This is a genomic window from Haloterrigena gelatinilytica (genome assembly GCF_013342145.1).
Lineage (GTDB): Archaea > Halobacteriota > Halobacteria > Halobacteriales > Natrialbaceae > Haloterrigena > Haloterrigena gelatinilytica.
Genome location: NZ_JABUQZ010000001.1, coordinates 834,237 through 854,612, shown reverse-complemented (window position 1 = coordinate 854,612; position 20,376 = coordinate 834,237). Strand labels below are relative to the sequence as shown.

At 66.2% G+C, this 20,376-nt stretch carries 22 protein-coding genes and 1 tRNA gene; 9 read left to right on the top strand and 14 right to left on the bottom strand.

Translation table 11 applies throughout. The features are described 5' to 3' along the window. Positions 1–57 precede the first annotated feature (57 nt). From HTZ84_RS04240 to HTZ84_RS04230, 3 genes are all read left to right on the top strand, one after another. Positions 58–2,526: a DNA topoisomerase VI subunit B gene (locus tag HTZ84_RS04240; RefSeq protein WP_174679535.1), complete on the top strand. Its 2,469-nt coding sequence runs from the start codon at positions 58–60 to the stop codon at positions 2,524–2,526. Then, positions 2,523–3,614 (top strand): DNA topoisomerase IV subunit A, encoded by a 1,092-nt coding sequence (locus HTZ84_RS04235; RefSeq protein ID WP_008894815.1) that lies wholly within the window; start codon positions 2,523–2,525, stop codon positions 3,612–3,614. The genes HTZ84_RS04240 and HTZ84_RS04235 overlap by 4 nt, the downstream gene beginning before the upstream one ends. Positions 3,615–3,782: 168 nt before the next feature. After that, complete coding sequence (locus tag HTZ84_RS04230) at positions 3,783–4,409, top strand: DedA family protein (RefSeq protein WP_174679534.1); 627 nt, start codon at positions 3,783–3,785, stop codon at positions 4,407–4,409. 202 nt (positions 4,410–4,611) lie between these two features. Here the strand turns inward: HTZ84_RS04230 and HTZ84_RS04225 are convergent, their stop codons facing one another. From HTZ84_RS04225 to HTZ84_RS04215, 3 genes are all read right to left on the bottom strand, one after another. Then, positions 4,612–5,562 carry a zinc ribbon domain-containing protein gene (locus HTZ84_RS04225; RefSeq protein WP_174679533.1) on the bottom strand — a complete coding sequence of 317 codons (951 nt, stop codon included), beginning with the start codon at positions 5,560–5,562 and terminating at the stop codon, positions 4,612–4,614. A gap of 103 nt (positions 5,563–5,665) precedes the next feature. Further along, positions 5,666–6,379: an MBL fold metallo-hydrolase gene (locus HTZ84_RS04220; RefSeq protein WP_174679532.1), complete on the bottom strand. Its 714-nt coding sequence runs from the start codon at positions 6,377–6,379 to the stop codon at positions 5,666–5,668. 90 nt (positions 6,380–6,469) lie between these two features. Beyond that, entirely contained in the window at positions 6,470–7,207 is a 738-nt protein-coding gene (locus tag HTZ84_RS04215; RefSeq protein WP_174679531.1) for a fumarylacetoacetate hydrolase family protein, read from the bottom strand. A gap of 288 nt (positions 7,208–7,495) precedes the next feature. On the opposite strand from HTZ84_RS04215, the gene HTZ84_RS04210 reads away from it, so the two are divergent. Further along, a tRNA-Glu gene (locus HTZ84_RS04210) sits at positions 7,496–7,570 on the top strand. Between the two features lie 197 nt (positions 7,571–7,767). Here the strand turns inward: HTZ84_RS04210 and HTZ84_RS04205 are convergent. The 8 genes from HTZ84_RS04205 to HTZ84_RS04170 all read right to left on the bottom strand — a co-directional run bounded on the left by HTZ84_RS04205 (position 7,768) and on the right by HTZ84_RS04170 (position 15,053). Next, positions 7,768–8,019, bottom strand: coding sequence for a HalOD1 output domain-containing protein (locus HTZ84_RS04205; protein WP_174679530.1), 252 nt, complete (start codon positions 8,017–8,019; stop codon positions 7,768–7,770). Next, positions 8,006–8,401 carry a DUF7344 domain-containing protein gene (locus HTZ84_RS04200; RefSeq protein WP_174679529.1) on the bottom strand — a complete coding sequence of 132 codons (396 nt, stop codon included), beginning with the start codon at positions 8,399–8,401 and terminating at the stop codon, positions 8,006–8,008. The genes HTZ84_RS04205 and HTZ84_RS04200 overlap by 14 nt, the downstream gene beginning before the upstream one ends. Before the next feature lie 545 nt (positions 8,402–8,946). Then, the gene (locus tag HTZ84_RS04195; RefSeq protein ID WP_174679528.1) at positions 8,947–9,261 is read right to left on the bottom strand and encodes a zinc ribbon domain-containing protein; all 315 of its coding nucleotides are present in this window, start codon (positions 9,259–9,261) and stop codon (positions 8,947–8,949) included. A gap of 89 nt (positions 9,262–9,350) precedes the next feature. After that, positions 9,351–11,732, bottom strand: a complete 2,382-nt coding sequence (locus tag HTZ84_RS04190) for an ATP-binding protein (RefSeq protein WP_174679527.1) — start codon at positions 11,730–11,732, stop codon at positions 9,351–9,353. 91 nt (positions 11,733–11,823) lie between these two features. Next, entirely contained in the window at positions 11,824–12,573 is a 750-nt protein-coding gene (locus HTZ84_RS04185) for a TOBE domain-containing protein (RefSeq protein ID WP_174679526.1), read from the bottom strand. Positions 12,574–12,622: 49 nt separating this feature from the next. Continuing rightward, positions 12,623–13,390 (bottom strand): amino acid ABC transporter ATP-binding protein, encoded by a 768-nt coding sequence (locus HTZ84_RS04180; protein ID WP_174679525.1) that lies wholly within the window; start codon positions 13,388–13,390, stop codon positions 12,623–12,625. After that, positions 13,387–14,103, bottom strand: coding sequence for an ABC transporter permease (locus HTZ84_RS04175; RefSeq protein WP_174679524.1), 717 nt, complete (start codon positions 14,101–14,103; stop codon positions 13,387–13,389). The genes HTZ84_RS04180 and HTZ84_RS04175 overlap by 4 nt, the downstream gene beginning before the upstream one ends. Beyond that, positions 14,103–15,053, bottom strand: coding sequence for a substrate-binding domain-containing protein (locus HTZ84_RS04170; protein WP_174679523.1), 951 nt, complete (start codon positions 15,051–15,053; stop codon positions 14,103–14,105). The genes HTZ84_RS04175 and HTZ84_RS04170 overlap by 1 nt, the downstream gene beginning before the upstream one ends. Positions 15,054–15,371: 318 nt before the next feature. On the opposite strand from HTZ84_RS04170, the gene lrp reads away from it, so the two are divergent. Beyond that, positions 15,372–15,836: an HTH-type transcriptional regulator Lrp gene (lrp, locus tag HTZ84_RS04165; RefSeq protein ID WP_008894802.1), complete on the top strand. Its 465-nt coding sequence runs from the start codon at positions 15,372–15,374 to the stop codon at positions 15,834–15,836. Between the two features lie 69 nt (positions 15,837–15,905). Here the strand turns inward: lrp and HTZ84_RS04160 are convergent, their stop codons facing one another. The 3 genes from HTZ84_RS04160 to HTZ84_RS23010 form a co-directional block, all read right to left on the bottom strand. Continuing rightward, positions 15,906–16,124 (bottom strand): hypothetical protein, encoded by a 219-nt coding sequence (locus HTZ84_RS04160; RefSeq protein WP_174679522.1) that lies wholly within the window; start codon positions 16,122–16,124, stop codon positions 15,906–15,908. Between the two features lie 135 nt (positions 16,125–16,259). Then, on the bottom strand, positions 16,260–16,577 hold the full coding sequence (locus tag HTZ84_RS04155) for a hypothetical protein (RefSeq protein ID WP_174679521.1): 318 nt from the start codon (positions 16,575–16,577) through the stop codon (positions 16,260–16,262). A 121-nt stretch (positions 16,578–16,698) separates the two neighbouring features. Beyond that, positions 16,699–16,827, bottom strand: a complete 129-nt coding sequence (locus HTZ84_RS23010; RefSeq protein WP_256402143.1) for a hypothetical protein — start codon at positions 16,825–16,827, stop codon at positions 16,699–16,701. 105 nt (positions 16,828–16,932) lie between these two features. On the opposite strand from HTZ84_RS23010, the gene HTZ84_RS04150 reads away from it, so the two are divergent. The 4 genes from HTZ84_RS04150 to HTZ84_RS04135 all read left to right on the top strand — a co-directional run bounded on the left by HTZ84_RS04150 (position 16,933) and on the right by HTZ84_RS04135 (position 20,325). Next, on the top strand, positions 16,933–17,424 hold the full coding sequence (locus HTZ84_RS04150) for a DUF309 domain-containing protein (protein WP_174679520.1): 492 nt from the start codon (positions 16,933–16,935) through the stop codon (positions 17,422–17,424). 140 nt (positions 17,425–17,564) lie between these two features. After that, a complete protein-coding gene (locus HTZ84_RS04145) occupies positions 17,565–18,362 on the top strand; it encodes a M14 family metallopeptidase (RefSeq protein ID WP_174679519.1) in 798 nt (265 codons plus the stop codon). A gap of 92 nt (positions 18,363–18,454) precedes the next feature. Next, complete coding sequence (locus tag HTZ84_RS04140; protein ID WP_174679518.1) at positions 18,455–18,913, top strand: response regulator; 459 nt, start codon at positions 18,455–18,457, stop codon at positions 18,911–18,913. Positions 18,914–18,993: 80 nt separating this feature from the next. After that, complete coding sequence (locus HTZ84_RS04135; RefSeq protein WP_174679517.1) at positions 18,994–20,325, top strand: PQQ-dependent sugar dehydrogenase; 1,332 nt, start codon at positions 18,994–18,996, stop codon at positions 20,323–20,325. Positions 20,326–20,376: the final 51 nt, after the last annotated feature.

Below are 20,376 nucleotides of genomic sequence, written 5' to 3'. Positions count from 1 at the left end.
TTCACTTTCGCTCCGGTAGCGCACACCTTTTAGCCCCACCGTTAGTATGGAGGGATAATGACCTCGTTTCAGTCGACACTCGGTGACGAGGCGGGGATCGCCGAGGAGCTGGCCGAGAACCAGCAAGCGATCTCCATCGCCGAGTTCTTCGAGAAGAACAAGCACATGCTCGGCTTCGACAGCGGTGCTCGAGGCCTCGTCACGGCCGTCAAAGAGGCCGTCGACAACGCCTTAGACGCCGCCGAGGAGTCGGGTATTCTCCCGGATATCTACGTCGAGATCGAGGAGGCCGGCGACTACTACCGGCTGATCGTCGAAGACAACGGGCCGGGGATCACGAAGGAGTCGCTCCCCAAAGTCTTCGGGAAGCTGCTCTACGGCTCCCGGTTTCACGCCCGCGAACAGTCTCGCGGGCAGCAGGGGATCGGGATCTCCGCCGCCGTCCTCTACTCTCAACTGACGAGCGGGAAACCCGCCAAGATCACCAGCCGAACCCAGGGCTCGAGCGAGGCCGAGTACTTCGAGCTCATCGTCGACACCGACAGCAACGAGCCCGAGATCAGCGTCGAAGAGACCACCTCCTGGGACCGCCCCCACGGGACGCGCATCGAACTCGAGATGGAGGCGAACATGCGCGCCCGCCAGCAGCTCCACGACTACATCAAGCACACGGCGGTCGTCAACCCCCACGCGCGCCTCGAACTCCGCGAACCGCAGGAACACTTCAAGTTCGAGCGCGCGACCGACCAGCTCCCCGAGGAGACCGAGGAGATCCGGCCCCACCCCCACGGGGTCGAGCTCGGAACCGTCATGAAGATGCTGACGTCGACGGACTCCCAGACCGTCTCCGGCTTCCTCCAGGAGGAGTTCACCCGCGTCGGGAAGAAGACCGCCGACTCGATCATCGACGAGTTCCGCGACCGCCACTACGGCCGCGAGATGCGCTGGCGGCCCCCGACGGCGCACGAAGACGTCGATCTCGAGGCCGCCGTCTCCGAGGCGACCGCGAACAAGGGCGCCGACGCCACGGCCGCCTTCGCCGACGCCATCGCCGCGGGCGTCGACGAGACGGACCGAATCGCCCACCACGAACTGCTCGCGGTCGTCGATTCGGCCGCCGACGAGGTCGAGGCCGAGCACGGCACGACGTTCGGCGACACCGTCCGCGAAAACGCCGTCGAGGCCGTCTGGCTCGCGCTGATCGACGCTCGAGCGGACGCCGACGCGTCCGACGAACCCGTCGAGTCGCGACTCGTCGCCGACTGTTACGAGCTCGCCGACGAGGCGACGAGCACCCGCAAGGACGACGAGGTGATCCACGCCTTCGCCGATCGGCTCGCGGCGAAGTTCGACGACGAACTCGAGGGCGGCGAGGGCGAGGACGGCAACGTCCGCCACCGGCTCACCCGCAAGCGAGTCCGCGCGCACGTCGACCGCGCCGCGGATCTCACTGAGGAGTACGACGACGTCTCCTTCGGCGACACCGCTCGCGAGAACATCACGGAGGCCGTCTGGGAGGTGATGGCGACCGTCCCCGACGACCCGCCGCTGGTCCGCGAACTCGCCGGCGACCGGGACGCCGCCAGCGACCTCGTCGACGGGATGCGTGCGACCGACATCATGGCGCCGCCGACGCGGTGTCTCTCGCCGATCTCCGAGGAGCTGATCAGCGCCGGCCTCGAGAAGGAGTTCGACGCCGACTTCTACGCCTCCGCGACCCGCGACGCCGAGGTCCACGGCGGCGATCCGTTCATCGTCGAGGCCGGTATCGCCTACGGCGGCGAGATCGAGGCCGACGGCAGCGCCGACGTCATGCGATTCGCCAACCGCGTCCCGCTGGTCTACCAGCGCGGGGCCTGCGCGACGACCGACGTCGTCAAGTCGATCGGCTGGCGCAACTACGGGCTCGACCAGCCCGGCGGCTCCGGCCTGCCGAAGGGGCCGGCGGTGATCATGATCCACGTCGCGTCGACGAACGTCCCGTTCACCAGCGAGTCGAAGGACGCCGTCGCGAACGTCCCCGAGATCGAAGACGAGATCGAGCTCGCGATCCGCGAGGCGGCCCGGGAGCTCAAGAGCTACCTCAACAAGCGCCGCTCGATGCAACAGCGCCGGAAGAAACAGAACGTCCTCGGGACGATCCTCCCGGAGATGGCCGAGAAGGTCGCCGAGGTCACCGGCCGCGACGAACCCGACATCGACGACGCCATCGCGCGCATCATGAACAACGTGCTCGTCGAGCGCAGCGTCAAAGAAAACGGCGACGGCCAGGCCGTCTCGGTCACCGTCGAGAACAACTCCAATACGAACGAGTCCCTGGAGATCACCGACATCGTCTCCGACGAGCCGACGAGCCTCCCCGACGACGCGACCGTCGTCGAGATGGACGGCGAGTGGTTCGTCAAGTGGGAACCCGAGGTATCGAGCGACGACGAGGCCACCCTCGAGTACGAGGTGGCCGACGGCGCGGAGTACGATCTGGACGTAAAGGGCATCGAAACTGAGAAACTCACGGTGAAACAATGAGCGCAGACAACGACCAGCAGGCCCGAGAGCAGTTGATCGATCTCGCCGCGCAGTTCTACGATCAGTTCGAACTGGGCGAGATCCCCCACATGTCCGTGCCGACGCGGACGAAGAACAACATCGAGTACGACGAAGAGAGCGACGTCTGGGTCTACGGTGACCGGGAATCGACCCGATCCGCGAACTCGGTCAGCGGCGCCCGGAAGCTGCTGAAAGCGACGTATACGATCGACTTCCTCGTAGAGCAACTCGAGCAGGATCGCTCGTCGACCCTGCGTGAACTCTACTACCTCTCGGAGAGCTGGGACAACGACGAGGCCCAGTTCACGAGCCAGGACGAGTCCAACAGCATGGTCGAGGACCTGGAGATCGTCTCCGGAGTCACCCGCGAGGACTTCCACATGCGCCCCGAGGAGTCGGGCGCGAAGGTGATGGGACCGCTCCACATCCGCGAGCAGACCAAGCGCGGCGACCGCGACATCCACTGCCAGCTCGACGTGGGGCAAGGCGGGTACCAGATCCCGAACAACCCGGACATGATCGAGTTCCTCGACAACGACGCCGATTTCGTCCTCTGCGTGGAGACCGGCGGCATGCGCGATCGACTCGTCGAGAACGGCTTCGACGAGGAGTACGACGCGATCGTCGTCCACCTCGGCGGACAGCCCGCGCGGGCCACGCGCCGACTGACGAAGCGCTTCCACGACGAACTCGGTCTTCCCGTGGTGGTCTTCACTGACGGCGACCCGTGGTCGTACCGCATCTACGGCTCCGTCGCCTACGGGTCGATCAAGTCGGCCCACCTCTCGGAGTACCTCGCGACGCCCGAAGCGAAGTTCATCGGCATCCAGCCGGCCGACATCGTCGAGTACGACCTGCCGACCGACCCGCTCTCGGATTCGGACATCAACGCCTTAGAGAGCGAACTCGAGGACCCGCGCTTCCAGACCGACTACTGGGAGGAACAGATCGAGCTCCAGCTCGACATCGAGAAGAAGTCCGAACAGCAGTCGCTGGCGTCCCACGGGCTCGACTTCGTGACGGACACGTATCTGCCCGAACGTCTCAGTGAGATGGGTGTCCTCTAGACGCCGATCGAACCGCCGTTCGGAGAGGGCCGCTACCGGTAGTTGGCGAGACGATCGCTTCACCGAGAGTGGCGTGCGGAACTCGCGTTCAGTAGCATCGACTTCTCTGGCACGTCTCCCTGCTCGTCAAAGGGGGACGGTATTACGACGTCGCCGCTTACGCCACCCATGGTAGACTTGACGGAAGGTGCACTCCGGTTCGTGCAGTTATACGGTCCGTTCGCACTGTTCCTGTTCACCTTCCTCGAGTCGTCGATGCTGTTTCCGTTTCTCCCGAGCGAAGCCGTGGTTCCGGCGGCGGCTGCACTGCTCATCACCGACCCCGTCTCGTTTGTCGTGTTCGTGCTCGCGGCCGGCGCCGGCGGGACGGTCGGCGCGTTCGTTCCGTTCTACGTGTTTCGCGGCTCTCGAGTCGCTGAGAGTGACTGGATCCGGGATCGAATCACCGTTTCAGACGACCGCATCGACGAGGGGCGGGAGTGGTTCCGACGGTGGGGACAATCGTCGGTCCTCTGGGGACGCTTCCTGCCCGTGTTACGTTCCGTGATCTCTATTCCGGCGGGGTTCGCCGACATGCTTCCCGCGAGATTCGGCGTCTACACAGCGGTCGGGACGATCGCGTTTTACGCGGCCGCCGGAGGCGTCGTCTACTACGGGCGCCACCGTTCGCTCTTCGAAACGGCGTTCGAGGCCGCCACCGACAGCCCGATCCTCACCGTCGGAGGGACGCTCGCACTGCTCGGAATCGGACTGCTCGTGAAGAGCCGATTCCGCCGTTCGGCGTTCTCGGAGTGAACGCGCTATCTCGGTGCGGGCGCAGTTACCGAACCGGTCCGAGTCGGCCCGCTTTGCTCCAGTGCGAAGTTCGAACGGGAGCGCTCGTCCTCCGATCTGCCGTGAGTCGCCTCGAGACTCCGGGATCGACTCGAGGTTCCGCGTTCGCTTCTCTCCGGTGTAGTCGACTCGAACGGCGGCACCCGCGCGTCGGTACCGATGCTCAGGCGTGTTCCGGTTCCGGATCGCGGTCCGGCTCCCCAGCCGCGGCCGACTCGGTCGCGGTCCGCTCGCCGGCGCCGGGTCTCTCGGCGTTCGCACACGCCCGGCAGTAGTAGTTGCGTCCCTCGGAGACCGTCAGCGGAACGCCGAGGGCGCAGAACTCGTCCCGGTAGATCCGCTCGAGACCGCGCCCGACGGGTTCCGCACAGGCGGCACACGGGCGGTCGGGGGCGACGACCGTCCGCTCCTCGACCGACCGGATCTGACCGTTCGCCCCGAACGGGTGCCGACCCTCGAGTCGGCGTCGAACCGACGGCAGGGCGCTCGCGCCCAGCGTCGCGAAGAGGACGGCGAGCGCGACCAACACGACGGTCGCCGCCGCGGCCGCGATCTCGAGGGCGACCACCGCGACGATCGCGGCGACCAGCCAGCAGCCGCCGGCGACCGCCCGCCAACGCAGCCCGGAACCGGCCGTGGCCTCGCCTCGAGTCCGCCCGGCCTCGCCGCCCTCGACGCGGTCGGCTCGCAGGACCAGCCGCTCGGCGTCGCCGAAGTACCGGTAGGCGCCCCAGAGGGCGTTGCCGATCCCCATCGTGAACCAGACGGTGACCAGCGCGACCGCGAGGTGCTCCTTCGCGTTTCCGAACGTCCGGCGCACCATGACGGCGCGGTCGCCGAAATCGTGCTCGAGTCGCCACCCCTCTCGGGAGGCCCGCGCGATCCGGTGCTCGAGGCGGTCGCGGTCGCTCGTCCCCGTCTCGGTACCGGCGTTTCGTCCCCTTCGGTCGCTCCGGCTCGCGGCGGCGGGCTGCTTCCGCGGTCCGGCGGTCGATCGATCGGTCGCGACGCCACAGTTCGGACAGTAGTGCATCCGTCTCTCGAGATCGGTCCCACACTGCGCGCAGTACTGCGATGCGGGCCCGTCCCGACCCGACCGACGATAGCCGCCCATACGAGAGCGGTCGGCGGCAGCGACACTAACGCTTTGGAGCGGTCGGTACGGCCGTCTGTCACGGTATCCGACTCGTCGGCAGCGGTCGAGCGCGACCGGCGGCTCAGCGCGTTCCCGGTTCGTCCAACACGACCGGCACGCCGCGGTTCGCGACGTCGACCACGAACGCGTCGGCGTCGGTCTCGATCGCCTCGAACGCGTCGTAGTGGACCGGAAGGACGAGGTCCGGCTCGAGTCGCGCGGCGAGGGCGGCGGCCTCGCGGCGGTCCATCGTGAACGTCCCGCCGATCGGCGGGCAGAAGAGGTCGACGGTCAGCTCCTCGTGGACCGGCAGCGCGTCGGTGTCGCCGGGACAGAACGCGGTGACGCCGTCGATCGTGACGCCGAACCCGCAGCCCTCGCCCTCGGGATGGTAGGGCGCGCCGTTCCCGTCGACGTGCGGTCCCGCGGGATCGTTGTAGGCCGGCGTCGTGAACAGATCCAGCGGCCCGAGGACGAACGACTCGTCGGCGCGAACCCGTTCGACGTCGTAGGGGAGGTCCTCGGGTCCCTCGTCGACCCGGTCGATCCCCGCGGCGTCGATCGACTCGTGGACGAGGACCATGGCGTCCTCTCGGGCCACTCGTCGGATCGAGTCCGGATCGTAGTGGTGGTCGTGAGAGACCAGAATCAGATCGCCGTCCCGTGGCTCGCCCTCGAGCGCGTCGTCCCCCTCCGGGCCCGGATCGACGTAGACGACGGCACCGGTCCGGCCCTCGAGGCGGATCGTCGCGAGGCCGAGCCAGTCGACGGTCACCGCGCCGAATCGAACGGTCATGGCCGTCGCTACGCGCGAGCGACTCGAAAAAGGTTCGGCTGCGGTCGATTCGGCGCCGCTACGCGCGAGCGACTCGAGGCGCCGCTACGCTCAGGGCCGCCGGATGCTGTGCTCGAGCGTCCCGACGCCCTCGACCTCGATCTCGACCTCGTCGCCGTCCTCGAGCGGGCCGACGCCCTCGGGCGTTCCGGTGGCGATGACGTCGCCGGGCTCTAAGGTCATGTAGGTCGTGATCTCGGCGATCAGCTCCGGGATGGGGAAGATGAGCTGCTCGCGGGAGCCGTCCTGCCTGAGTTCGCCGTTGACGCGCGACTGCACGCTGGCGTCGTCGGGCACCTCGTCGGGGGTCGCGAGCACCGGCCCCATCGGCGCGGCGCCGTCGAAGGCCTTCCCGCGGATCCAGTTCTGTTCCTCGTTCTGATCGTCGCGGTTCGAAACGTCGTCGATGCAGGTGTACCCCTCGACGACGTCCATCGCGTCCGAGACGGGGACGTGGCGACACTGCTCGCCGATGACGACGCCGAGTTCGGCCTCGTAGTCGATGCGCTCCTTGCCGGCGGGCGCGGTGACGGTGTCGCCGTGGGCGGCGACGGCGTTCGGCGGCTTCAGGAACAGCAGCGGCCGATCGGGCAGGTCCGACCCCATCTCGTCGGCGTGGTCGGCGTAGTTGCGACCGATGCAGACGATCTTCGACGGCTCGCAGGGAGCCAGCACGTCGATCGCGTCGTCCTCGAGGGCGTAGCTCTCGTTTCCGAAGTGAACGTAGCCGTCTTCGTACTCGCCGCGTCGAACGGCGCCGGCCGGATCGCGGAAGCGAACGAATTTCATGTGCGAGTGGTTGTGTTGCGGGATCAAAAGGATTGAGAAGTCGGCGGCGTTCGCGAATCGACGAGAAAATCGGCGCTTGAAGGATTGAAACGCCACTATTCGGCATCCACTGACTCGGAAATGAGGGCGAAGAGATGACAATAATCCGACCGAGTGAGGACGTGCCATTACGGCCGCGGAACGGAACGTTTTTTACTAGGCCTCGGCAACGACCTATTGCGTTCGACGCACGCTCCGTTGGCGAGATGGACGAAGTCCGTCGAGGCTCGGAGCGGGAACGCAGTGATCGCTCCGTTGGTGTAGTCCGGCCAATCATTTCGGCCTTTCGAGCCGATGACCTGGGTTCAAATCCCAGACGGAGCATACGACGGCCTCGCCGTCGTGCGATTTTCACTTCACTCTTCACTGGAATAGACGAGAGTCTCTACGATGATTGAGTAGATTGTGCTTTCTACCTCGGCGTCGCCGGGCGATTTTCTGAACTGGTCGGTAAATACAGCGGCGGCGGTCAGTCCGGCAGGGGCTCCAATTGAGGGTGGTGAAGCCGCATCACTCGCTGGTCAGTCGTCCGTCGTCGATACACTCGTCGTATGCAGGATACCATCGACGAAGATCTGTCCCTCGTGGGTCAGCGTGACTTGATGATCAGAATATTGGAACGTAAAGTTCCAGTCTCCCTTCTCTTGCTCACATATGTTCTCTAACACTTCGGGGTCGATGTACTCGTACAGCAAATCGAGTTCCCCTGGTTCCACTCCGTCCTGGGCGGCCACCGCTTTGACAACGTTGGTGACGACGTCAGTTTGCGTCATCGTTACTGCTCTTCTGTATAATCTTACAGTTGTTAACCAAGGACTCGGGGATCTCGTCCATTGACTCGAACACGTTCTCGACGATAAATGCCGGTTCCGCGAAATTGGGGCCACGCTGGACACAGAACCGTTCGCGATCCCAGCGAACGTACCCCGCTTCAGCGAGCTTCGGGAGGTGGTGATGGCGCAAGTGAATAGTTAACGTCTCAGAGTCCATCGATTGATTGGGAGATTCTGCGGCTTCAGGCAGCGAGAGCCGGCGCTCTCGAGGTTCATCCAGCAGCGAATTAATGATCTCTCGCCGCGGCTCGGCGGAAAGAATATCGAATAACTGATTCCATCTCTCAGCCCATTCCCAATTGGTAGACGGACTCGTAGCCATACCCCCGCCTATTGTCTCTACGCACTTCACCCTTGTTAGCATACATGTGCGATAATATGTATATTTAAATTATCTGTTCTCTATTCAGGAGTCCCATCTCAGCCGACCTCGCAGCCAATTCAGCAAACCGTACTGCACGTCTGGAGATGGTTCAAGTTCTATATCGGTCCCTGTGCGCCTCTCGATCGATCGGCGGAGTCACGAACGGTGGCGGGAAGCAGTCCGCAACGTCGGTCTCGCGACTCTCGGCTTCGGTTCCGACTCGAGTCCTCGAGTCGCGGTATTATCTCGCCGAGAAAACCGTACGCCCCATTTTAGGGTTCGCTATGCGAACGTGGCGCGTACGATGAGGGACGAACTCGAGGAGGCTACGCAAGACGAGGTCAGAGAGGCGATCGAGCGGACCGAAGCGGACGACGACGATCCAGTGGTCGGTTCGTAGTCGATCCCGGGCGAGGTCCGCGACTAGCGTAGTGGCCGACGAGGACGGTTCTTCCGTCACGGATCCGTGCGAGCGGAGCACGAACCGCGAGCGCGAACGCGTTTCACTCGAGTTTTCGCAGACAGCCGTGACAGAACGAGCCGACCGGGTCGGTTTCCGTCGCGCACGTCGGACAGCGATCGTCGCGACTCGCCGACCGTGAGGAGACCGATGTCGAAATGAGACTCTGCTGCGGGTCCGCGTACGCGTCGATAACGTCGTTCCACGTAACCGCTGGATCGGATTCGCCCGCACGGGCGCTCGTTCGGGCGAGCACCGAACTCCGTTGCATGCGCCCCAGTCCGTACCAGAATCCGAGAAAGGCGAGCGACGGCAGGAGGGAGAGCAACAGGACTGTCCCGAGGAGGAGGATGGTCATACGGGCCGTTTCGACTCGCCCGCTATCAGCGCGGTCGTGAAGCTGTTCGCGAGTAATAAACCCTCCGCGGTGGCCGCTTCCGGCCGGCGTCACTCGGCCGCCGGCAGCGTAAACGAGAACGTCGTCCCCTCGCCGGGCTCGGAGTCGATCCGGATCTCGCCGCCGTGGCGCTCGACGATCCGCTGGCAGAGCGCGAGCCCGATGCCCGTGCCGTCGTACTCCTCCTGGCCGTGCAGTCGGTCGAAGACGGTGAACACGCGCTCCTGATCATCGGGGGCGATGCCGATACCCGCGTCGCGAACCGATAGTTCCCACTGGTCGCCCTGCCGTTCCGCGTCGACGGAGATTCGAGGCGGCTCGTCGCCGTGGTACGTGAGCGCGTTATCCAGCAGGTTCTGGAACACCTGCCGCAACTGGCTGGCGTCGCCCTCGACGGTGGGGAGGGCGTCGAGTTCGAGCGCCGCGTCGGTCTCGTCGATCTGAAACTGCAGGTCGTCGATCACGTCGTCGAGGACGGTCTCGAGGTCCACCGGTTCGAGCGGATCGCCCCGCGTTTCGATCCGGGAGTACGCGAGCAGGCCGTCGATCATCTCGCTCATCCGTTCGGCCCCGTCGACGGCGTAGTCGAGGAACTCCTGTCCGTCCTCGTCGAAGGCGTCTCCGTAGCGGTTCTCGAGCAGCCGAAGGTAGCTCGTGACCATTCGCAGCGGTTCCTGCAGGTCGTGACTGGCCGCGTAGGCGAACTGCTCGAGTCGCTCGTTCGATTCCTCGAGTTTGCGCCGGAACTCCCGACGTTCCGTGATGTCGGTCAGCGTCACGACCCCGCGAGTCACCTCGCCGCACTCGTCCGTGACGGGCATCCCGTGTTCCATGATTACCCGACGCTCGCCGTCGAACGCGTCGATCTCGTAGACGTTTGGCTCCGTCACCGCCTCGCCCTGAAGCACTTGGGCCATCGTCCAGTCCTCGGGATCGACCGGCTCCCCCGAGTCCGCCCAGACCGCGTCGTACTTCGCGTACTCGTCGACGCACCCCGCGTCGAAGACGTCGTCGCCCCAGATCTCCCGCGCGGTGTCGTTGGCCGTGAGCAGCGAGCCGTCGGCGTCGGCGACGACCGCACCCACGGGCAGAATCTGAAACAGCGTCTCGAGTTGCTTGCGTTGCTTCTCGGCCTCGAGTTCGGCCCGCTTTCGGTCCGTGATATCCGTCAGCGCCCCGGGGAACGTCTCGGGGTTCCCGTCGTCGTCGGCCTCGACGTGGCCGCGGGCCACTACCCACCGGAGCTCGTCGTCGGCGTTCCGGACGCGGTACTCCGCCTCGTACTCGTCGCAGTTCTCGACGGCAGTCTCGATCTGCCGTTCGACGCGGTCGCGGTCGTCCTCGTGGATCGACGACAGCAGCGATTCGAGCGGAACGCCGTCCCGCGCCGCTTCGGGGTCGATGCCGAACGTGCGGGCGAACGACGCCCCGGCGACGAACTCGTCTCCGGAGAGGTGCCACTCCCACGTCCCGACCGCGCCCGCTTCGGTCGCGGCCTCGAGTTGCGCTTTCGCGTCCTCGAGGTAGCGCTCCCGCTCCTTGCGTTCGGTCACGTCGCGATCGGAGACGATAATGGAGACGACGTCGCCGTCGTCGTCCGTGACGGGTCTGAAGACGCCGTCGATCGTGTACCGCTCGCCGCTCGGCCGGGTGAGGTCGGTCTCGAACTCGACGTACTCGCCGTTCGCCGCCCGACGGGTCCACTCCCGGACGTCAGATCGGACGTCGTCGCCCTCGCCCCACCACGGCGTCTCCCAGAACGGCTCGCCGGTCACGTCCGCTAAGTCGGCGTCGATGTACTCCATGGCCGTCCCGTTGATGTCGAGGACCGTCCCGTCGGGCTCGAGCAGGCCCACGAGGATGTTCGGGTCCTCGAAGATCGCTTCGAACCGTCGTTCCGCCCGCGCGTTCTCGGTCGCGGACGCGAGCACGGTAGCGACGCTGCGGAGGAAGACCGCGTCGCGGTCGGAAAACGATCGCCGGTCGGTCGCGTGCGCTCGCAGGAGTCCCCACGGCCGCTCGTCCGGGCCGATACTGACGCTGAGCCCGCTGCTGACGTCTCGCTCGCCCAGCCTGTCGGAGCCGGAGAAGCGGTCGTCGCCGTCGAGATCCTCGACGACGACCGGTTGCGCGGCGCGAAGCGTCTCTCCCGCGTACGAACTCGAGTCGGCCGGTATCGTCGCGGTCCCGACCAGATCGTCGGACCAGCCGACGCCGCGTCGAAGGCGGAGTTCCCCGCCGCCCGGGAGCAACTCGAAGACGCTCGCGCACTCGGCGTCCAGGGTCTCGGCGACGGCGGTGACGGCGTCGTGCAGTAACTCGTCGAGATCGTCGGTTTCGAGCGCCTGCTGTCCGAGATCCGCGACGACCTCCTGGCGGCGGATGCGGGGACCGTCGTTCGATTCGGGATCCGCGTTCGGGGAGGTTGTCATTCAAGTCACGTATTCGCGGGCGCGGGATAAGGTCTTCTCTCGAATTCCGACAGCGATACTCGAGCCACGGGCGCCCGTGAGCCGGTTCGACTTACGACCGCGACTCCTGCGACTCCGACGACTCCGACGACTCCGGCGAATCCGGATCGATGCGGATCCCTCGCGCGGCGGTCGCCTTGAACGAGGCGGCGATCTCGCGCCCGGACGCCAGCCCGAGGCGCTCCGAACTGGCCTTCGTGACCAGCGCCTGGAGCGTCGGGTCCCCCCCGTCTCCCTCGAGACCGACGGTCACTCTGGTGATCGACTCGCCCGGTTCGAGGCGATCGACGGTGCCCCGAAACCGGTTGCGCAGGCTGGTGCTATCGGCTTCGAGGGTCTCCTCGGGATCGGTCAGGACGACGGCGTCCGAGCGAACGGCAACCTGGACCTCGCTCGCGTCGTCGGGAACGAGCGCCAGAATCGGGCCGATCCCCGTCTCGACGGTCCCGAGCTCTCCGGTTCGGTCGCGGACGGTGCCCGCGAAGACCGATTCCGTCACTCGAGCGACGCCGTCGAGTGCGGCCTCGTGGCGGTCGAACTGCTGGCGCAACTCCCGGGCGGTCGCGGTCAGTTCGGTCCCGCCGCCGCCGCTGCCGCCGCGCTGGCGTTCGGTGATCGGGCCGACGGCCTCCTCGATCTCCACGACGCGGTTCTGGAGGCGGGCGTAGGAGCGGCCGAGTTCTTCGGCGGCGCGGTGCATCGATCCGTACCGATCGATGGCGTCGAGCATCTCGATGTCGCGCCGGTCGATCGTGACGTCGTCGACCGCGAGTTTCGTGGTGTACTCCTTTTCGATCGTCATAGTAGCTTCGAGCGGTGGTCGGCGCGTGCGCGGCGGGTCTCCGCGATGGTCAGTATATCAGTTCGCCGTCGATAAATTGCCGGGTCCGGTCGTCGCGCGGATCGTCGAACACGCGTTCGGTCCGGTCGACTTCGATGATTTCGTCGCCGAGCAACACGGCGGTGCGGTCCGCGACGCGCCGAGCCTGGTGCATGTCGTGCGTCGCGACGACGACGCCGATCCCCCGATTTCGGGCCTGGAGCACCGCGTCCTCGATGACCGCCGTGTTTCGCGGGTCGAGATCGGACGTGGGTTCGTCCAGCAGGAGGATTTCGGGATCGTACGCCAGCGCTCGGGCGAAGGCGACGCGCTGGGCTTCGCCGCCCGAGAGCGAGTCGGCGTCCTGATCGACCTTGTCGGCCAGCCCGACGGTCTCGAGGGCCTCGACGGCGTCGCCGGTGCCGTTTTGCTCGCCGACGAGTTGCGCGAACTCGTGTCGAATCCGTTCGGGCCACGACTGGCGAACGCGGAGGCCGTAGGCGGCGTTCCGGCGGACGCTCGCGTCGAAGAGGCTCGCGTCCTGAAAGACCATGCCGATGCGACGGCGGTACTCGAGTCGCTGCCCGTCGGGCTGTCGCCAGACGTCCTCGCCGTCGTAGCTGATCGTCCCCCGATCGGGCGCGTCGAACAGCGCGAGCAGGCGGAGCAGCGTCGACTTGCCGACGCCGGAGGGGCCGATGATCGCGACGACCTCCCCCGTCGAGACCGACAGCGAGACGTCGTCGAAGACCGTCTCGTCCCCGTAGCCGTGGGAGACGTCGGTCGCCTCGAGGGTCATCGGTACCCCCCTTCGTCGCTGCCCAGTCGGACGACGATGCCGTTGACGACCAGCACGATCGCGAGGAGGACGGCGCCGAGGATCATCGCCGTCTCGAACCGTCCGCGCTGGGCCTCGAGCTGGATCGCCGTCGTCAGCGTCCGCGTCTTCGAGGTCCCGTCGGCGCCGGCGATGTTTCCGCCGACGATGAGGACGGAGCCGACCTCGCTGATCGCCCGCCCGAAGCCGGCCAGCACCGCGGTCGCGATCCCGTAGCGAGCCTCCTTGATGGTGACCAGCGCCACGTCGAGGCGAGTGCCGCCCATCGCGTACGCCGCGTCGCGGACGTTTTGCTCGACGCTACTCACCGCGGCGAGGCTGACGCCGGTGATCACCGGCGCGGCGAGGACGAATTGGGACATGATCATCGCCTCGCGCGTGAAGACGAGTTCGAGCGAGCCGAGCGGCCCCTCGTTGGAGACCGTAAACAGGACGGCCAGTCCGACGACGACGCTCGGAAACCCCATGCCGGTGTTGATGATCGACGTCAGGAGCCCTTTCCCGCGAAAGTCGGAGAAGCCGACGGCGAGCGCGATCGGGAGGCTGACCAACGTGCTCAACGCGACCGCGGCCACGCTGACGTACAGGGAGACGACGATGATGCTCCGGATGTAGTTCCACTCGAAGGGGAACCCGGCGAGCAGCGGGACCGTCGTCGCGCTCTCGAGGGACATTATTCGTCCGACGAGTCACTCGAGTTGCCGCCGCCGTCGGCGCTCCACCCCTCGGGGACGTACTGCCGGAAGTTCGGCTCTTCGGAGAGGGCCTCGGGGTAGAACAACTGCTCGCCGTTGGCGGTGTAGTTCTCGATGAGGTCCTGGCCCTCCGGGCCGGTGATGAAGCCGATGTAGGCCATCGCGAGGTCGTACTCGACGTTGTCGTGGACCGCCGGGTTGACGGCGACGATCCCGTAGGGATTCGCGAGCAGCTCCGGCCCGTCCTCGATCGGACCCTGCACGTGGATCTCGAGGTCGACCTCGCCTTGCATGTCCAGATACGTCCCGCGGTCGGACAGCGTGTAGGCGCCCTGCTGGTTGGCCATGTTGATGACGTCGCCCATCCCCTGGCCGGCCTCCTGGTACCACTCGCCGAGCTCGTCGGCGCTGCGTCCCGCCTCGTCCCAGATCTCGAGCTCCTTCGTGTGCGTTCCGGAGTCGTCGCCACGGGAGACGAACGGGGATTCCGAGTCGGCGATGGCGGTGAACGCCTCGGTGACGTCGTCGCTGCCACCGATCCCCGCGGGATCGTCGGGACCGCCGATGACGACGAAGTCGTTGTACATGAGGTCGCGTCGGTTGACGCCGTACCCCGCCTCCATGAACTCGTCCTCGAGCGAGCGGGCGTGGACCATCACCACGTCCGAGTCGCCGTTTCGCGCGGTCTCGAGGGCCTGTCCCGTCCCCTGCGAGACGGCGTCGACGGAGACGCCGTACCGGTCCTCGAAGGGCGCGTTGAGTTCGTCGAGCAACCCGGTGTTGTACGTGCTCGAGGTCGTCGTCAGCGTCAGCGTTTCGCCGCTGATTTCGGCGTCGCTGTCGTCGCCGGTCAGCGTCGAGCAGCCGGCGAGTCCGGCGGCGCCGCCGCCGGCGAGCGCGGCGATGAACTCGCGTCGTTGTATCGTCATGGATACCACGATGAACGGCGGGGAGAAATAGCTTTGGTTCGTCCAATAACTGCTGTCAGTTACGCCAGACGAGCGCAACCGGTCGAGAAGTACGACCGAAGCGGTTTCTCACCCTTCGATAACGAGAATCGATTATTCCGATCCCGCGACGGCAACCGCGGTCGACCGCGCGGCCGCGAACGCGAATTCGCTTATTTCGTCCGCCTCAAATACCGAAATAGATGTCGAACGGGGATTTCCTACGCGAAGCAACGACGGGGGCTGTTAGAACTGGATATTCGTAAATACCTTATATACGGAGGACTTCATAGTATACAAATGACCTACGAACACCTGGACACGGATCTGGTAAACGAACTGCTCGGCGACGGACGCGCGAGTCTTCGCAGCCTCGCGGAGGAGCTCGACGTCTCCGTCACGACCGTCTCCAACCACCTCTCGGACCTAGAGGAGGAAGACGTCATTCAGGGGTATACGCCGATCGTCGACTACGACGCCCTCGGCTACGACGTCACCGCGGTGATGCAGCTCAAAGCCGAAGGCAGCGCGCTGCCGAAGATCACCGAGTCCCTGAAGGACCACCGACAGATGATCTCGGTCTACGAAGTCACCGGCAACTACGACGTCATCGCCATCGGGAAGTTCAAAGACACCGACGACATGAACGACCAGATCAAGCAGCTGATCACCGACCCCGACATCAACCAGTCGAACACGAGCATCGTTCTCAACGCCGTCTCGGAGAACGAACAGTTCGAACTCGACCCCGACGAGGATAACTGATCGGCCGGCCGATTCGGTCCTCGAGCCGTCGACTCCCGTTCGGATCCGTAGAACGGGACCGGGCCGACCTCAGTCGGCCGACACCGCGTAGTACTCGGTGTACTTGACGAGATCGCAGCCCTCGAACGCGTCGGCAACGCCGTCGGCGTCGTCGGTCTCCGCTTCGGCCGGGGCGTCGATCAGGAGCGGTACCTGCGCTTTCGCCTCCGCTTCGAGTTCGTCGTAGTGGCAGATGCGGCAGTCGTTCGGAATCTCGTCGACCGGCTCGAGCGTGACACGTTGGCTCATGGTCGTGGCACTAGCCAAGAACCGAGATCTCTTTAGTTTTACGCCCCGGTAAGGAAGTATTCTTCCGAGATAGGTCGCAAATAGCGGAGATATTTGACGAACGTCTACGACGGCCCGCAGTCCGACGCTCGAGCGTCAGTGGTCGATTCCGGGGCGCTGGAAGGTCGTTTCGTCCGACGACGGCGCCTCGAGGGCGTCGTCGATCTCCGGCGCCGCGAGGAGGTCGTTCCGGTCCGGTTCGTCGGGCCGTCTGAAGTAGTAGGTGTCGGCGCAGCCGGCGACCATCGCCGAGAGCGGTTGCTCCTCGTCGTGAACGATCGATACGAGGTCGCCCGTGACCGCGATCAGCGCCGCGTCGTCGGGTTTCCGGAGGTGATCTCGGAGTTCGGCGGCGGTGCAGTCGTCGGGCAGTTGCAGGTGGACACCGTCGACGGTCGCCCATCGCGTCTCCATATTTCGTCGATGGGTCTTCGCGACCTATACCGTTGGGCCCGCAGCTACAGGCCGCTTACCGGATACGGCCCGGTCAGGCCGTCAGCGGCGGTCGAACGACGGGCGAGCGGTGAATCCAGTTTCAGGTAGCGTTCTCTTCGAGCTGGTCGGGATCGTACCGGCGACCGCAGTTCAGACACTGGTAGTCGCCCTCGATGTGCTCGTAGAGGCGCTCCCCACAGTCCTGGCACCGCCAACGGGGGTGCTTCATCTAGTCGATGGTGGGGGACCGGACCCGAATAAGTACTCGGATGGTTCGTCGGGGTCGTCTCGCGGTCGGCGACGGAATTACCCGTCCGCCGCACCAACTCGGCGTATGGACGAGCACACCAGCGACCCGACCGTCGCGCCGCCACCGGGGCTCGAGACGCCGACGGGCTGGCGGCCCGAGGCGGGCCGCTGGGAGCACGCCACGCTTCGTCGGGCGACGGTCCACGGCGTCCGCCTCTTCAACGCCGGCGCCTACCACGAGAGCCACGACTGCTTCGAACTCGAGTGGTACAACTACGGCCGCGGGAGCACCGAGAGCGCGTTCTGCCACGGGATGGTGCAGGTCGCGGCCGGCGCGTACAAGCGGATCGACTTCGACAACGACGACGGACTGCGGTCGCTCTTTCGAACCGCGCTGCAGTACCTGCGGGACGTTCCTCGAGACTACTACGGCGTCGACGTCCTCGAGGTCCGGACCGTGTTGACGAACGCCCTCGAGGAACCGACCCGGATCGACGACTGGCGGATTCCGATCGACGGCGAGCGTCCGACCGCCGGACCGGCCGATTTCGAGTACGCTGAGACACTCGAAGAGTGACAGTTCCGTCCGTTCGTCGACTCGAAACCGGTCGTACCGAGGGGTAGCGGCGTGGCAACTAGCCCCACGACGGCCGGACGGAATGGTCTCGTTCGTGAGAGACCGAATCGCCTTTGGCCACAGAGCCCAATGATGCGGTAATGAGAGTTGCACAGCTCGGGTCAGGAACGCCGGAGATCGCAGTCGTCGCGGGCGTTCACGGGGACGAACCCTGTGGCGTTCGCGCCGTCGAACGGTTGCTCGACGAGCGCCCGACCGTCGAGCGGCCGGTCAAGCTCATCGTCGCCAACGAGGAGGCCCTCGAGCGGCGGGTCCGATTCGTCGACGAGGACTTGAACCGCGCGTTTCCCGGCGACCCGGACGCGAAAACTCACGAGGGACGACTCGCCCATCGGCTCGTCGAGGAGCTCGACGGCTGTCTGACGTTCTCGATGCACTCGACCCAGAGCCACGGCGAGCCCTTCGCGATCGTCAACGGCGTCAGCGAGACCGCGAAAGCGGTCGTCCCGCAGCTTCCGGTGACGGCGATGGTCGAGACGAGTAACTTCGCGGAGGGACGCCTGTTCTCCGAGATCGACACGATCGAAGTCGAGTGCGGCCTGCAGGGGTCGGAGACGGCCGCCCAGAACGCGGACCGACTGACCCGCGCGTTCCTCACGGCCGTCGACGCGTTACCCGGCGATACGATCCACAGCGATCTACCGGTCTACCGGCTCACCGATGTCATCCGTAAGCAAGACGCCGACACCTACGAGGTCTTCGTCGACAACTTCACCGAAGTCGAGGCCGGCGATCCGTTCGCCGCCGCCGACGGCGACACGCAGGTCGCCGACGAACCGTTCTATCCCATCCTGATGTCGCCGAACGGCTACCGGGACGTCTTCGGTTACGCCGCCGAAAAGCTCGACGTCCTGACGGCGCCGCCGGCCGCGGACTAGCGGTCGCGGTCCGTACGCGCGCCGTCCCGTCGCGGCTAGCGATCGGCGACTCAGGCAGTGCTTTCATGCGTAGTCATCTCGAAACCCGAGTGATGAGCGATGCATCTGGTCGCTCGAGGGGGACGATCGACGTGCTGTTGGTCGAGGATAACCCGGGAGACGTCCGCCTCGTCGAGGAGGCGTTTCGCGACGCCGGCGCCGACAGCGAACTCCACGCCGTTACCGACGGCGAGGAGGCGCTCGATTTCGTCTACCGACGCGACGACCACGCGAACGCACCGCGACCGGACCTCGTTATTCTCGACTGGAACCTGCCTCGGACGAGCGGCGAACAGGTGTTGATGGAACTGAAAGACGATCCGGAGCACAAGCACATTCCGATCACCGTCCTCACCGGCTCGCAGGACGAGAGCGACGTCCTGCACTCGTACCGAAAGCACGCGAACGCCTGTCTCAAGAAAGCCGTCGAGCCCGACGAGTTTCTGGAGTCCATTCGGGCCTACGCGGAGTTCTGGTTCACCACGGCGCGGCTGCCGAACGGCGACGAGTAACGCCGCGGCGGTCGGTGAGCCGGCGTCTGTTCCCCGCACCCAACCCGAGGTTTCTCACCGTTCCGTCCCGCAGTACCCGTATGAACGCTCCGACGCGTCGACGCCTGCTGGCGGCGGCCGGCGTCGCGGTTCCCGCGCTCGCGGGCTGTCTCACGGAGTCGGGAACGGATGCGACGGAACTCGCGACGCCCGAGTCCGTCCCCGCCGACGACTGGTCGGAACCCGACTGGCGGCCGGCCGACGCCGTCCCCGGCGAGGACGACGTCGCGGCGACGACGGTCGTCTCCGACCTCGCGATTCCGTGGGATCTCACGTTCGCCGACGGCGACGCCTTCGTCACCGAACGCGACGGCGGTGTCCGCCGGTTCGATGCGGACGAACTGACCGAGGACGCCGATCTGGGACCCGACGACGGCGAGATACTCCTCGAGAGCGCGTCCCTCCCCGATCGCGCGTCGCCCGGCGAGGGCGGGACCCTCGGCGTCGCGGTCCACCCCGACTACCCCGCCACCCCCGACCTGTTCGTCTACTACACGGCCGACGACGGGGCCGTCTCGAATCGGGTCGTCCGCTACGACCTCGAGGCCGACGCCCTCGAGACGGTCCTCGAGGGGATCCCGGGGTCGTCGATTCACAACGGCGGCCGGATCGCGTTCGGCCCCGACGACCACCTCTGGGTGCTGACGGGCGACGCGAGGGAGCCCGCACTGACGCAGGATCCCGGCTCCCGAGCCGGTGCCGTCCTGCGCGTGACGCCCGACGGGGAGCCACATCCCGAGAATCCCGACTGGGGCGACGACGGCGACCGACGCACGTACACGCTCGGCCACCGCAATCCGCAGGGACTCGACTTCACGCCGCAGGGAACGCCGATCCTCGCCGAGCACGGGCCGGGCGCGCGGGACGAGCTCTCGGTCCTCCGGCCGGGCGGCAACTACGGCTGGGATCTCGTCCGCGGCGGACCCGACGACCCCGAGTACGGGAGCTACGACGAGTACGAGGCGGCGACGCCGCCGGTCGTCAACACCGGGGCCGAAACGACGTGGGCGCCGTCCGGACTGGCGTTTTACGACGACGGCGCGATCGAACCGTGGACGAACACCGTCCTCGTCTGCGGGCTCGCCTCGAGCGCGCTGGCCGTCGCCGGGCTCACGCCCCGAAGCGATTCGGACGTCGACGGCGAGGGGAGCCCGGACGGGACCGACGGCGTCCGGTACGACGCCGACTGGCTCGACGACCGCTTTACGGCGACGGTCCACCGCCTGTTCGCCGACGAGTGGGGTCGCCTTCGACACGTCGAGCCCGGGCCGGACGGCTCGCTGTACCTGCTCACGTCGAACCGGGACGGGCGCGCGGACGGACCGTTCCCCCGAGCGAACGACGATCGGATCGTCAGGCTGGACCCGCGGTAGGAGCGTCGTCTCGGGCTCCGTCGGTACCGCGGACGCAAGGCCTATCCCTTC